Annotated in this window: 12 protein-coding genes; 3 read left to right on the top strand and 9 right to left on the bottom strand. The window is 54.2% G+C overall.

Annotated features, from left to right (window positions below; all coding sequences use genetic code 11):
- Positions 1-4: 4 nt before the first annotated feature.
- Positions 5-709: a CPBP family intramembrane glutamic endopeptidase gene (locus PCH05_RS05175; RefSeq protein WP_127601303.1), complete on the bottom strand. Its 705-nt coding sequence runs from the start codon at positions 707-709 to the stop codon at positions 5-7.
- Between the two features lie 114 nt (positions 710-823).
- Between PCH05_RS05175 and PCH05_RS05170 the strand changes: the two genes are divergently transcribed.
- Both PCH05_RS05170 and PCH05_RS05165 read left to right on the top strand, forming a co-directional pair.
- Positions 824-1549, top strand: coding sequence for a MerR family transcriptional regulator (locus PCH05_RS05170; protein WP_127601302.1), 726 nt, complete (start codon positions 824-826; stop codon positions 1547-1549).
- A 71-nt stretch (positions 1550-1620) separates the two neighbouring features.
- Complete coding sequence (locus tag PCH05_RS05165; protein WP_127601301.1) at positions 1621-1755, top strand: DUF4023 domain-containing protein; 135 nt, start codon at positions 1621-1623, stop codon at positions 1753-1755.
- A gap of 91 nt (positions 1756-1846) precedes the next feature.
- Here PCH05_RS05165 and PCH05_RS05160 read toward each other — a convergent pair whose 3' ends face one another.
- Positions 1847-2413, bottom strand: coding sequence for a hypothetical protein (locus tag PCH05_RS05160; protein ID WP_127601300.1), 567 nt, complete (start codon positions 2411-2413; stop codon positions 1847-1849).
- Between the two features lie 290 nt (positions 2414-2703).
- Here PCH05_RS05160 and PCH05_RS05155 point away from each other — a divergent pair, with 290 nt between their 5' ends.
- Positions 2704-3360: a DedA family protein gene (locus tag PCH05_RS05155; protein ID WP_127601299.1), complete on the top strand. Its 657-nt coding sequence runs from the start codon at positions 2704-2706 to the stop codon at positions 3358-3360.
- Positions 3361-3510: 150 nt separating this feature from the next.
- Here the strand turns inward: PCH05_RS05155 and PCH05_RS05150 are convergent, their stop codons facing one another.
- The 7 genes from PCH05_RS05150 to PCH05_RS05120 form a co-directional block, all read right to left on the bottom strand.
- Positions 3511-4329, bottom strand: a complete 819-nt coding sequence (locus PCH05_RS05150; protein ID WP_127601298.1) for a carbohydrate ABC transporter permease — start codon at positions 4327-4329, stop codon at positions 3511-3513.
- Positions 4329-5195 (bottom strand): carbohydrate ABC transporter permease, encoded by an 867-nt coding sequence (locus tag PCH05_RS05145; protein ID WP_127601297.1) that lies wholly within the window; start codon positions 5193-5195, stop codon positions 4329-4331. Before PCH05_RS05145 ends, PCH05_RS05150 begins: the two co-directional genes overlap by 1 nt.
- A 31-nt stretch (positions 5196-5226) precedes the next feature.
- On the bottom strand, positions 5227-6450 hold the full coding sequence (locus PCH05_RS05140; protein WP_127601296.1) for an ABC transporter substrate-binding protein: 1224 nt from the start codon (positions 6448-6450) through the stop codon (positions 5227-5229).
- Positions 6451-6646: 196 nt separating this feature from the next.
- A complete protein-coding gene (locus tag PCH05_RS05135; RefSeq protein ID WP_127601295.1) occupies positions 6647-8554 on the bottom strand; it encodes an ABC transporter ATP-binding protein in 1908 nt (635 codons plus the stop codon).
- On the bottom strand, positions 8541-10283 hold the full coding sequence (locus PCH05_RS05130; protein WP_127601294.1) for an ABC transporter ATP-binding protein: 1743 nt from the start codon (positions 10281-10283) through the stop codon (positions 8541-8543). Before PCH05_RS05130 ends, PCH05_RS05135 begins: the two co-directional genes overlap by 14 nt.
- Positions 10284-10379: 96 nt before the next feature.
- The gene (locus PCH05_RS05125; RefSeq protein WP_127601293.1) at positions 10380-11381 is read right to left on the bottom strand and encodes a glycosyltransferase; all 1002 of its coding nucleotides are present in this window, start codon (positions 11379-11381) and stop codon (positions 10380-10382) included.
- A gap of 145 nt (positions 11382-11526) precedes the next feature.
- Positions 11527-13281, bottom strand: coding sequence for a PucR family transcriptional regulator (locus PCH05_RS05120; protein WP_246049367.1), 1755 nt, complete (start codon positions 13279-13281; stop codon positions 11527-11529).
- Positions 13282-13293: the final 12 nt, after the last annotated feature.

Raw genomic sequence — 13293 nt, 5'->3', positions numbered from 1 at the left:
CAATTTATGCAAATGCGGTCAGCAGAACCGCGATCGTATTTGTCAATCCGTGGATGAGAATGCCGGGAAGAATGGAATGCGTTCTCTCATACGTCCATGCGAAAATCAGCCCGCTCACGAAATTGAGGGCAAGGGTATTGTAGGTGGGAATGTGCGCCGCCGTGAACACCGCCGAGCTGAGAATCAAGCCCCATCCCTTTCCCATGCGCGTCCGGAACCAGCGGTACAGGAAACCACGATAAAATATTTCCTCATATACCGGCGAAACGACGCCCGCGGACAAGATGCCGATGAGGATGCTGAATGCGGAAACCTGGCTCTGAATGCTTTCTGTCTTATCGTTTTCATAGCTTCCCCCAAACCAGGACATCACGAGCAGGATCAGCACGGCAGACGCCAACACGGCAAGGGACCACAATCCGACGAAGATCCAGTAACGTGCCGGGAAAGGGCGCATGCCGACGGCGGACAAGCTCTTTTTTTTCGGAACGAGCGCAATCCAGTACACCCCTGCCGTAAACACGATGCCCATGATCAGCCCGGTAAGTGTCCCTGCGTATAAATCATGATGAAAAAATTGCTGCAGCCGAGCTTGTACGTGATTCTCAATAAGCCAAGGTACGAGGAGAAAGACCAACGCCAGCATGGCCAGCAGCTCCTTGTACGACCACGGATCCTTGCGCCAAAAGTTGTTTTTTGCATCATTCATGTTTTGTATACCCCCTATGGTTGTTCGTGCTTTTTCTATCGATAGGGAGTAGTCTACAAGGTAACGCAGCGTAACCTGCAAGCATCATTTCAGGAAAAAGAGGATGAACTAACTATGAATCATGAATGGACCACCGGACAAGCGGCCGGCAAACTCGGCATATCCGTGCGCACGATCCGCTATTACGACCAGATCGGGCTCGCGGGCCCCAGCAAAAAAGAGGCTGGCGGCAGACGCATGTATACCGACGAAGACCTGCTGCGGCTGGAAAAAATATCACTGCTGAAATCCCTCTCGCTGCCGCTCGCCGATATCCGGCGGCTGCTGGACGAGCTGTCCATCGGTCAACTGCTGGAAGCGCATCAAAAGCATTTGAGGCAGCAGCAGGCGCAGCTACAGGAGAGCTTGAACAACACGAACTCACTGCTGAATTTGCTGGAGGCGGAAGGCGAAATCCGCTGGGAGGCGCTGCTGCCGCTCGTGAAGCAATCCAAGGAACGGACGGTAAGCTGGGAGGAATATTTTGACGAAAAGGAACTCGCGGTTCTGAAGGAGCGCATGCCGAGGCTGGAAAATAGCGATGAGGCGACGCGCGAATGGGTACGGGTCATCGCCCGGATCGAGCAGTGCCTGAAGGAGGGAATCGCGCCGGCATCGGCGGAGGGACAAGCCATCGCGGACGAGATCGAGCGGCTGTCCATGCTGACCTTCGGCGGCGACCGGGAACTGATGGACAAGTTCTGGGAGCTTCGGAAAGATCCGGCCTCCGCGCAGCAGGGCCTGGTTCCGATCCGGGCGGAAGTGCTTCAGTTTGTGGAGGAATGCCTCTCTCCCGCATGAATCCAAGCCGCCGAATTCGGACATCGTAACAAGGAATGCCATTTTCGATGACGAAGGAGGATTGAGCACGGATGACGGACAACACGCATGAATTTGTGGAGAAAGTCCACGAGCAGCAGGAAAAGCAGCGCAAGAACCAGGAGCATTACGGCAAAGGCCAGCCGAACTCCCAGCTGCCGACAAAGCAGCACGGGACCAATAAGTAACCCGTCGAATGATCGTGAAAAATCGGTCATCACATCAGGGACCCTCGAAGGAGGGTCCTTTTTGCGTTCATATCCGTTGAAGTCTGCCTGACTACTCCAGCGAATCGGCGATTTCCGTCAGCAGCTTTTCGGGGGTATTCGTCCCGATTCGTTTGTCCACACTGACAATATACTGCCATTGGTATTTATCGAAGAACAGAACATAGAACCCTCTTATACCCGGAGTTATCCAGAACTCTGCCTTGGAGCCGTTGTGAAGAGAAACCGTCCGCATACGTTCGGGATATGAACTTCGAATTTTATATTCGACAGGCCTCACTTCTACCTTGTAATGATGGCCGCTCTGATGCATATGGATATATTCCAATTCCAGCTCATTGTTCATCGGATCTTTCTCGTTAAAATTGCATCGGCCATATGCGTGGGTAAAGGAGACTTTCGGCTTACTGCGGGGCAGCGGCATGGTTGAGCCGAATTTTTTTTCGCAGTCCGCCTTGGCTTTTTCGACCGAGGTGTAGCCGTACTGACGGTAAAGAGCTTCGGCCTCCTTCTCCCTATCACTCTTCGGATCGGCGGAAGCCTGAACCCAATCATTCTCCGCACAGGTAAAGAACAGAAGTATCAGCAACGCAACTACTCTTTTTGGCAAAAAAAACATGTCCATCCTCCTAGCCAGTGTTCTTGGATGTATGACTATATGACCCGTGTTTCTATTCCCCTGCAGGGATGAACCTCCCCCGGTCGTCTAAATCAATAACAAAGCAGCACCTGCTGCACGACCAAGGTCCAGTTCCATCCTAGCCTTCGGTCAGTTTCGGCCCGGTGCTGATTTCTTTAGAATGGAACAAAATGCAGGTTTTGATTCCAGAAATCATGTATTCTGATGGATCTATGAACAGGCGTGGGATGCGTATCATGATACAGTCCCCCCGGTAAAGGAGCATACGCATGGAATGGATGAGCAATCTCTTTGAACAATACGGCTATTTAGTGCTGTTTTTCGGTTTATTTTCGGAATCGCTGGCCCTCCCCTTCCCGGGTGAGCTTGCGATGGCGATTTCCGGCCACATGTCCTCGCTAGGCAATTTTCATATTCCCTTTATCATTTTCTACTCGTATATCGGTGCCATTATCGGCACAACGATTACGTATTTCGTCGGCTACAGGCTGGGAACGCCTTTTCTTGAGCAGTACGGAAAATACGTATTACTGAACCAGGCGCGCCTCGCGAAGGTGACGGCATGGTTCGGCAAATACGGCAACAAGCTGATTCTGATCAGCTACTTCGTGCCGGGACTGCGTCATTTCACCGGGTACGTCTCCGGCGTGCTGAAAGTGCCGCAGCGCACCTTTTTCGTGCTGAACTATATCGGCGGCCTGGCATGGGTGCTGGTATATGTCTCGGTCGGCAAAATCTTTGGCCCGAACATCGAGCAGCTGCTGCATGTCGCCTCCCGGTATTTTGCGGCCACGATGGTCGTGCTGGCGGTGCTGATCACCCTGTTTGTGCTGCTGAAGAAAAACAAAGAAAAGATTTTCAGACGTTTACGGAGCAGATCCTCTTCTGCGGGCAGCGGCAGCAAGCCAGACAAAGAGCTGGAGTAACATTTACAATCTAAAAAGACATTCTTCTTCTGCTCTGATCGGAATGCGGAAATACGCACGAAGCAGCGTAGAGGACGAGGCGACGCCTCAGAACACAAAAGGGGTATCCCAGCAGCTGGCAGCCACCGGGGTACCCCTCAAAATTAAAATCTACTTCACCGCCCCCTGTGTCACCCCGTTGATGATCCACTTCTGCGCGAACAGATAGATAATAATCATCGGCAGCATCGCCATCAGGTATGAAGCGAAGGCCAGGTTGAAGTCGGTATTGAACTGTCCCTGGAAAATATACTGCACCAGCGGCAGCGTATACGAATTCTGGTCGCTGATAATGATCAGCGGGAGCAGGAAGTCGTTGTACGTCGACAGGCAGATCAGAATGCCGACCGTGGCATTGATCGGACCCATCAGCGGGAAAATGATGCGCCAGAACGTGCCCCACGTGCCCGCTCCGTCTACTGTAGCCGCCTCTTCCAGCGCGACCGGAATCGAGCGGATATAGCCGACGTAGACGAAAACGTTAAACGCCAGCGCGTACACCGTATGCAGAATCGTCAGGCCCACGAGATTGGTCATATGCAGCGCCGAGGTCAGCTTGACGATCGGGAGCATGATGATCGGAAACGGGATGAACATCGCGCTGATAAAGTAAAAATACAACCCTTTAAAAAACTTCCGGTTCATGTTCCGGGCGATGGCGTAAGCCACCAGCGAATTGGTCAGCAGCGTCAGCACCACCGTGCACAAGGTCACGAGTGCGCTGTTGCGGAACGCCTGAAAGAAGTGCGTCATGTTCACGGCATTCCGGAAGTTCTCCCAGTGGAATGTCGTCGGAATGGCGAAGACCGAGCGCGTCATTTCCTCCGGATTTTTCAGCGCGATCGTAAGCGTCATGTACAGCGGGAATAAAATCAGAATCGTGCCGACGGCAATCAGGATCAGGACAAGCCAGTTGGTTTTCGTTCGCATTACATATCCGTCTCCCTTCCCTGGAGGAATTTAAGCTGCAGCACCGAGATGACGGCAATCACGATGAAATAAATGACCGAGTTCGCGGATTGGTAGGCAAATTCCCCGCCCTGGAAGCCGCCGGTATAGATCAGATGCGAAATCGACTGCGTCGCCCGGCCCGGTCCGCCGTTCGTCAAGGCAATGATCTGGTCGAAGACCATCAGCGAGTTTTTCATCGCGAGCACCATGTTGATGGTGAAGAACGGCGCGATCAGCGGGAACGTGATTTTCCAAAACTCCTGCCAGCGGCTGGCCCCGTCCAGATTGGACGCTTCATATAGAGAGGTCGGGATGGTCTGCAGTCCGGCCAGGTACAGAATCGTGTTGAACGCAATCCCCTGCCACACCGCCACGATGACGATTCCGATCCAGGCCAGATTTTCGTTGCCGAGAATATTGGTTGAGAAGGCGCTGATACCTGAGTTTTTGCCCCAGATCGTAAAGACGTTTGAAAAGAGATAGTTGAAAATATACCCGACGATCAGCACGCTCAAAATATTCGGCAAAAAGTAAATGCCGCGGAAAAAGTTTCTGAACTTGATCTTCGCATTGAGTCCGAGCGCAATCAAAAGGCTCAGTATATTGATCAGGATCGTGGTGACGATCGCAAATTTGAACGTGAACCAGTAGGCATTGCCCACATTGTTATCCGTGAAAATATTGACGTAATTTTTGAAGCCGACAAAGTCGTAATGCTTGCCGAAGCCGTTCCAGTTGGTGAACGAATAATAAACGCCCTGCAAGGCCGGCAGCGTCATGAAGATGAAAAACAAGATAACAGCAGGCACGGTCATCCAGTAAAAAGCCGTGAGTCGCTTCGTCATTCTTCCTTCCTCCTTTGATCCGTGCGTTGGTTTACTTGCGGCTTTGCACCTTGTCCCACTCGCGGTCGAGCGTCTGCAAATAGCCGTCGATATTCCGGTTCTGCAAAAATCCCTGCACGATCGAGTTCAGCTGCATCGCGGCAGGCAAATAGTGGTCGGCGAAATCCAGCACCTTGCCCTCCTTCAAATAAGGCAGCAGGCCGGCAACCGCGGGATCCTCCTGATTCACGCCTTTGACGGCGGCAAAAGCGGTCTGTTCCTGTATGTACTGCCCGATATTCTCCGGCTCGAGCAGGAAGGAAATGAACTCTTCTGCTTCCTTCTTATGCTTGGTGTCCTCCGATATCGTCAGCAGCGTATCCACCCCTGAGATCAGCTTGATTTGGTCCGGATCATTGCCCGTCGGGAACGGGAAGAAGCCGATGTCGGCTTTCGGATTCGCTTTGCGGATCTCCGGAATCGCCCAGCTCCCTTGAATGTACATCGCGGCCTCGCCCTTGGCGAAGGCACGGTTGCCGTCGGCATAATTTTTGCCGAAGTTGTCCCCGTGTCCGTAGTCGAGCAGCTTCAGCTGCTTTTCCGCCACCTCGCGGAATTTCTCCTTGAACGTGACCTTCCCTTCACGCAGCTGCTTGAAGAAATCGATGCCGACTAGGTTCGGGGCCAGCGCGTTAAACGGAAGATTCGTCTGCCAATCATCCTTGTATGTAAGATAAAACGGGATCATGCCGTTGTCCTTCACCTTCTGCGCCGTAGCAATCAGCTCGTCCCATGTTCTCGGAACGGAAAGGCCCATCTCCTTGAAAATGGTCTTGTTGTACATAATGCCGTTGGCGTTGGTTGCATAGGGAACCGCCGTCACTCGATCCATGCCGGTGATGTCCTTCAGCATCTTGATATAATTGGGCTCAATGGTATCCAGGAGCTTGCTTTGCGTCAGGTCGGTGAAAATATCGCTCTGTGCGAGGATGGAGTACGTATCGGTCGCGCCGAGGGCGATGACATCGGGGATATCGTTCTTGACAACGCGCGTCTTGAGCACCGTTTCCGCATCGGGCGGGTTAATCTGGCTGACCACGATGCCCGGGTGCGTCTGATTGAATTTCGCGATCAGCTTGTCGAAGGAGCCTTTCGCTTCCGGTTTGTTTTGAAAAAACTCGAGCTTGACCTTCCCTTCCGCCCCATCGCTGCTTCCGCATCCCGACAGCATCGAGACAAGCAGGACGCAGGCCAGAAGAAGTCTTCCTTTTTTCATGCTGGACCCCCCTCAAATTGTAAGCTTCTCTCTATGGAAATACCCTTTACGAAAACGTTTTAAACTAAATGACGCCTGCCAGAAAATGAGATGTGCCGGGATTTCGGGGGATTCCATCCGTCATCTTTTCAGCTTTGGAGGCAGTACGATCAGGAATATATAAAAAAAGACGCCGGTATTCCGGCGTCTTCCTGGTCTATATTTCATGCAGTTTTGAAGCATCCGTTTCCGGGGCGTGCTCCAGATTTTTGAATTGGCTGTCGAACATGCGGGCGTAGAAGCCCTGCTGCCGCATCAGTTCCTCATGGCTGCCCTGTTCGATGATCTCTCCGTGGTCGATGACCATGATCGTATCGGCATCGCGGATCGTGTTCAGCCGGTGTGCGATGATGAATGTCGTCCGGCCCTGCATCATATGCAGCAGGGCATCCTGGATATGCAGCTCCGTGCGGGTGTCAATGCTGCTTGTGGCTTCATCCAGAATCAGAATGGACGGGCGCGCGAGCAGCACCCGGGCGATGGCGAGCAGCTGGCGCTGTCCCTGGCTGAGATTGCCGCCATTCTCGGACAACACCGTGTCGTAGCCTTCCGGCAGTCGCCGGATGAATACATCGGCATTGGCCATGGCCGCTGCCTCCCGCACCTCCGCGTCCGTCGCTTCCGGCTTGCCGTACTTGATATTCTCCTTGATCGTCCCCGAGAACAGGTACGTGTCCTGGAGCACGAAGCCAAAGCTTCGGCGCAGGCTGTCCCTCGTATATTCGCGGATATCGGTCCCGTCGATACGCACCGATCCGCCCGTCACATCATAGAAGCGTGTCAGCAGATTCACGATCGTCGTCTTGCCTGCCCCGGTCGGTCCGACCAGAGCCGTGCTGCTTCCCGGCTTCGCGGTAAACGTGATATTTTTCAGAATAGGGATCTCCGGCCGGTAGCCGAAGCTGACCTGATCGAACTCGACCTCGCCCGCAATCTGATTGAGCTTTTTCGCATCGGCGGCATCCGCGGTTTCTTCCTTCTCATCCAGCACCTCGAACACGCGCTCCGCCCCGGCAACTCCCGATTGCAGGAGGTTATAGATGTTGGCCAGGTCGTTAAGCGGTCTGCCGAACTGACGGGAGTAGCTGATGAAGCTGGCGATGACGCCGATCGTAATCAGGCTTTTGACGGCCAGCAGACCGCCTACGATCGCCACGGCCGCAAATCCGATATTGTTGATTACGTTCATCATCGGCATCATAAAGCCGGAGCGGATTTGCGCTTTCAGGCCGACCTCGAACAGCTTTTGGTTCACCTTTTCGAAATCCGATATCGCCTTATCCTCATGATTAAAAGCCTTGACGACTTCCATGCCCGAAATGCTCTCCTCAATGTGCCCGTTCAGCATGCCGAGCTGGTTCTGCTGCTCCTTGAACAGCACTTTGGTTCTGCGTGTAATGGTGCGTGTCAGCAGAAACACGATCGGCACGGTAATCAGGCTTGCCAACGTCAGGATCGGGCTCAGGATGATCATCATCACAAGCGACCCGAGGATGGTAATTCCCCCGGACATCAGCTGTACGGTCGATTGGGATATGGTGGAGCTGACATTGTCGATATCGTTGGTGAGCCGGCTCATCACCTCGCCATGCGAGCGGGCGTCGAAATAGGCGACCGGCAGCTTTTGCAGCTTGCCAAACAGCGCGCGCCGCAATGAGGCGACGATCCGCTGCGAAATGCCGGCCACCATCCAGCCCTGCAGGAACGTCAGCACGGCGTCCGTTACGTAAGCCGCGGCCAGGACGATGATCAGAATTTGCAGCAGGCTGAAATTCACGCCTCCGCCCAGCGGAGACATGGCGTCTATCGATCTGCCGATCAAGTAGGGACCGAGCAAGGTCACGCCCGCATCGATGACAATAAACAACAGGACCAGCGACAGAAGCTTCCGCTCCCCTCCGATATAACCCCATAAACGCCGGAGCGTTCCCCCAAAATTCTTGGGTTTTCCGCCGGGACCTCTGCCCATCATGCCCCTCATCGGGCCGCCGGGGCCGGGTCTTCCGCCCGGAGCTCCCGGAGGCATCGGAGCCTGCTGTTCCCCCGCTGCATTATTCTGCGGCATACGGCTGCATCTCCTTTCCCATTTGGGACTGATAGATCTCCTGATACACCCGGCAGCTCTGCATAAGCTCCTCATGCGTGCCGCTGCCCGCGATTTCCCCGCGGTCCATCACGACGATCCGGTCCGCATCCATAACGGAAGTAATCCGCTGGGCAATCAATATACAAGTTAATCCCTTGGCGTACGTCTTCAACGCCTGTTTGATCCGGGACTCCGTATTTACGTCCACCGCACTCGTGCAATCATCCAGGATCAGAATCTCCGGCTGTCTGACCAGCGCGCGCGCAATGGAGAGGCGCTGCTTCTGGCCGCCGGAGAAGTTGACGCCGCCTTGACCGATCCGGCTGCTGTAGCCTTCCGGGGAAGCCATAATAAATTCATGGGCTTCCGCCATCTTCGCCGCCAGCGTCAGCTCTTCGTCCGAAGCTTCCTCCTTGCCCCATCTCAGATTGTTTTCGACCGTGCCCGAGAATAACATGATCTTCTGGGGAACGATGGCGATGGATTCACGCAGCACCTTCGGATCCATCTCCTTGACATCGACTCCGTTCACCTTGACCGTGCCGGAGGTTGCATCGTAGAACCTCGGAATAAGGTGCACCAGCGAGGTTTTGCCCGCGCCGGTCGAACCGATAATGCCTATCGTCTGTCCCGGCAGACAGGTCAGCGTAAAGTCGCGGATGACGGGGTCCCCCGACGAACCTGCATATGCGAAGCTGACATGCTCGAAGTCGATCCGGCCGCGTTCCGCCGCGGGAGCTGCTTTGACCGCTTCACCCGGCATGCCGCCCTCTTCGTCCATGACTTCCCCGATCCGGCCGGCAGATGCCTTCGCACGGACAAACATATTGAACACGTTCGATATCATCATCAGAGAGAATAAGATTTGCGTCATATAGTTGATGAATGCAATGATACTGCCGACCTGCATTTGGTTATTGTCGACCCGCAGGCCGCCAAGCCACAGCACGGCTATGATGCCGAAATTCACCACCAGCGAAATGCCCGGTCCGAAAACGGACATGACCCGCATCGACGTCGTGGAGCGCTGCGACAGCTCTTCGTTGGCCGACCGGAACTTATCCACCTCATAGTCGAACCGGTTGAACGCTTTTACAACACGAACCCCGGACAAATACTCCCTCATGACTCCGTTCACCCGGTCCAGGGCGCGCTGAACGCGGATAAAAAACGGAAAGCTGATTTTCATATTCAGCACGATCAGCATCGCCACCACCGGCACAACCACAACGAGCACCACGGACAGGTGAATATCCAGGCGCAGCGCCATAATCAGAGCACCAATCCCCAGGAGAGGGGCTTTTACGAAGAAGCGCATGAGTCCGTTCATGAAATTCTGTACCTGCGTAACGTCATTCGTCAGGCGGGTAACAAGCGAGGCCCGGTCGAACCGGTCCATATGCTCAAACGACAGGGACTGGATCTTGCGGAACAGGTCGGACCTGAGCTCCGCACCGAACCGCTGCGAAACATGGCTGGAGACGATATTGCGGATGGTCGCCGATACGGCGCCGACGCCCGTCACCAGCAGCATGATCCCGCCCAGCGTGAACACCTTGTTCATGCTGCCCGCGGCCACGCCGTCATCGATGACCTTGGACATGATCGTCGGCTGCAGCAGATCGCAAAACGCCTCCACCATCAGGAACAGCACCGCCAGTGCGAACATTTTGCCGTACTTGCGGGCGTATTTGCCAAGAAAGGACATGGATGAACACACCTTTGCGCATCAGATTAAGGATTCAACATCCCGAATACCGTAATTATGTATATATATACATATTCCCCGATTAATTGATTTCCGTCAATCTCTGAGCCAGGCATCAAAAAAGTTCTTGTATCCTTCTTTCATCACCCGGCTGGAAAACTGGTCGAACGCATAATGCCGGTTATCCATCGAATAAGACTGCGGCGCTGCGGCAGCCATGTTCACCAGCTCAAACCAATTCTCCTCATTCCCGGAAAACGAGTGCCTTGCATTAATATGGCGGTAGCACGGATGCTCCGGCTTGACGACGATTTTGCCCATCGCGAGCGCTTCGGTCAGCGGCATTGCAAACGTATCGAACCGGGAGCAGCTCCAATACACCTTGGCCGAGTTCATGAGCGCGAACACTTCGTCCTGGCTGAGGGCAAACTGCAGCCGAACGTTATCCGGAATGTCGTACTTTTTCATGCTCTCCCGGTACCGCTGGCCGCCGAACACCATGAACACTTCCTTATCCGGATTTAGCTTCGCGTAGTTCAGTACCAGGTCGGGGCGCCGGTTCTCCTCATCGCGTCCGATCCAGAGAATGCGGTTATCCACGATCTGCGACGGATCAAAATGCTTGTGCGCCAAGCTTTCGCTGAACCCGATCGGAATGACATTCACATCGGTCACGCCGAAATTGCGGGCAAATTCCTCCTTCAGAAACTCCGTCTGAACGATCGCCTTATCGACCATCTGGTAAAAAGGCTTCATCATGTCATATCCCGTCAGCGCGGGATCGGGAAAGCTGTGCGGGAACAGGACGCTTTTCTCCAGAAACATCTTCAAATAGGTAAAACCTGAAACCGTATAAATGACATGCTCAATGTTGTTCTGGTAAATCTGGTCCAGCACGATATCGTAGTTAACCAGATCGCCTTTCTCATGCTCGTAACCCGGTACCCAGTCATAGCCGCTGACATGGCGCTCCGGGGAGATGAACACGATGTCCACGCCCAGCTCCTCGCCGATGGCCTTCAGCCGGTCCGCGAACACGCGCGGCCCCTGATTTTCGCTAAACTGGATTTTTCTCATGACGAGTCCGACTTTTTTCATATTCGATGTCCTCTTTGCTTTCTGGCTCATAAACAAGCTGAGCATGTAACAGTATGGTCGCTAGGTTTGTTCTCTATTAAGCACTGTCCATATTGCCTGAGCCTATCTTTATATTTGCATTTTATGAATGATTCCCTTTCACTGCTTACGATAACAGCGGCAGCGCAAGCAGCGCCATTTCCAGGCACACGCGCCGTTCCGGCTCCAGGTAATCCTCGCCCAAAATTTCCGTCAGCTTATCCAGCCGGTTGTACAGTGTCTGCCGGTGAATGAACAGCGCCTTGGCCGTGTCGTTCTTCGATCCCATGCATTTCAGATACATGTCCAGCGTCTGCAGCAGATGGAGATGATGCTCCTGGTCATAGGCCATCAGCGGCCCCAGCTGATCCGAGATAAAAGACGCCAGCGTCTCGGCCGGAATCGACTTCAGCAGCCGGTACACCCCGATCCGGTCGTAAAATAATCCGCCTTGTACCGCTGCCACGGAGCCCGATACTTCCAGCACCTGCTCCGCTTCCTTAAAGCCTTTATGCATATCCGTCATCCGGGTGCGGATCAGCCCAAAACCGGCCTGCAGCCGCAGGGAAGGTGCCGCCGGGAGCTGCAGACGCTCCACGATTTTGCGCAGCGTCTGCTGCAGCTCTGCGGGCTTATCATCCCTCGCAGCCTTCTCGCGCGCGCAAAGCATATAGATGCGGGGACCCTTCTGCATCAGCAGATTGTGCAGGGCATGCTTCTTTAACAGCGCCCGCAGCCGGACAAGCAGATCCTGCTGATCCGATTCTACCTTGTCCCGGTCCAGCTCCCCGTCGCCTCCGGTTACCTCCGTCTCAATCACTCCCGCGGCAAACCACATCTCTCCCTGCTTGGAGGGCCGCAGTCCCATGCGCGCCCGCGCTTCCTCTTCATCCCGGGCCTGCTGGTTCAAAATGTCCTGAATGAGCTGATTTTGGTCGCGGAGCATTTTTTCCTCGAGAAAAAGCATCCTAAGCAGAAGTGAAGCGAGCGATTTCGCCGTATAATCCAGCAGCAGCGTGATACGGTCCTGCGCCTGGTGGGGGGAAATGATGAGTCCGACATGCGCAAGCGTCTGGCCGAGGCAAATCACCGGCTGCGTCAGCAGCAAACGATCCTGCGGCAGGGCAAACACCCCCGCTTCCTGCTGGGCCGTTTCGCTCGCCTCCACTTGTCGTCTGTAAACGGCGGTGATTTCATCCGCCGAAGACGCGGTAACGACGCGGGGGACAAATTTATTCGTATCGACGGTCGAATGGTACACAACCTGCTGTCCGGTGTATTCATATAATACATGGAGAACAGCATTCACGTCGGTGCTTTGCAGGGTAATCTGCTGCAGCCTGCGTGAAAATGCCTCCAGATCCTTCAGCATCTGATGCTGCTGGTTGATCAGTAGTCCGTGGATATCCTGGGTAATTTCCACGAAGCGGACAGGCTGCTCGAACACGATGAGCGGGAAATCCGATGCGTCCGCGAGCTCCAGAATCTCGCCGGGAATGTTCTCGATGCTTGTACCGAGCTCGACGCATAACCCCGCCGCTTCCTGGCGTATGAGCTGCTGCATATAGGACAGGCGCTGCTGCTCATAATGGCGGAGCCAGAGGCCAGTGGTCAGGATGAGGTCATTTTTCGTCACGAAAGGGGCCACGTTCGCGATCTCCAGAATGTGAACCCAGCCGACCTTGCGGCCGGTGCCGCCCGCGCCAGCGATCAATCGGGCTCTCTGAAATACGGGACGCTGCAGCACATCCTTGACGTAAAGCGTAAAACCGCCCATTTTGCCGTCACATCCCCTTGGTTTAATGGAGACATTATAGAAGTTTAGCCAACCATTTTCAATACGCGCTCCGCCATCGTCCGGGTGAACATTATGTCCTGTCATGTGATCTATTTC

Origin of the sequence: Paenibacillus chibensis (genome assembly GCF_004001045.1) — a bacterium.
In the GTDB taxonomy this organism is placed as follows: domain Bacteria; phylum Bacillota; class Bacilli; order Paenibacillales; family Paenibacillaceae; genus Paenibacillus_AQ; species Paenibacillus_AQ chibensis.
The sequence above is the reverse complement of the archived record's forward strand: the minus strand, read 5'-3'. Positions and strand labels throughout refer to the sequence as shown.

Excerpts from the sequence above, each read along its gene's own strand:
- PCH05_RS05175 (WP_127601303.1), bottom strand. The coding sequence starts at position 709 with ATGAATGATGCAAAAAACAACTTTTGGCGCAAGGATCCGTGGTCGTAC.
- PCH05_RS05170 (WP_127601302.1), top strand. The coding sequence starts at position 824 with ATGAATCATGAATGGACCACCGGACAAGCGGCCGGCAAACTCGGCATA.
- PCH05_RS05165 (WP_127601301.1), top strand. The coding sequence starts at position 1,621 with ATGACGGACAACACGCATGAATTTGTGGAGAAAGTCCACGAGCAGCAG.
- PCH05_RS05160 (WP_127601300.1), bottom strand. The coding sequence starts at position 2,413 with ATGTTTTTTTTGCCAAAAAGAGTAGTTGCGTTGCTGATACTTCTGTTC.
- PCH05_RS05155 (WP_127601299.1), top strand. The coding sequence starts at position 2,704 with ATGGAATGGATGAGCAATCTCTTTGAACAATACGGCTATTTAGTGCTG.
- PCH05_RS05150 (WP_127601298.1), bottom strand. The coding sequence starts at position 4,329 with ATGCGAACGAAAACCAACTGGCTTGTCCTGATCCTGATTGCCGTCGGC.
- PCH05_RS05145 (WP_127601297.1), bottom strand. The coding sequence starts at position 5,195 with ATGACGAAGCGACTCACGGCTTTTTACTGGATGACCGTGCCTGCTGTT.
- PCH05_RS05140 (WP_127601296.1), bottom strand. The coding sequence starts at position 6,450 with ATGAAAAAAGGAAGACTTCTTCTGGCCTGCGTCCTGCTTGTCTCGATG.
- PCH05_RS05135 (WP_127601295.1), bottom strand. The coding sequence starts at position 8,554 with ATGCCGCAGAATAATGCAGCGGGGGAACAGCAGGCTCCGATGCCTCCG.
- PCH05_RS05130 (WP_127601294.1), bottom strand. The coding sequence starts at position 10,283 with ATGTCCTTTCTTGGCAAATACGCCCGCAAGTACGGCAAAATGTTCGCA.
- PCH05_RS05125 (WP_127601293.1), bottom strand. The coding sequence starts at position 11,381 with ATGAAAAAAGTCGGACTCGTCATGAGAAAAATCCAGTTTAGCGAAAAT.
- PCH05_RS05120 (WP_246049367.1), bottom strand. The coding sequence starts at position 13,281 with ATGACAGGACATAATGTTCACCCGGACGATGGCGGAGCGCGTATTGAA.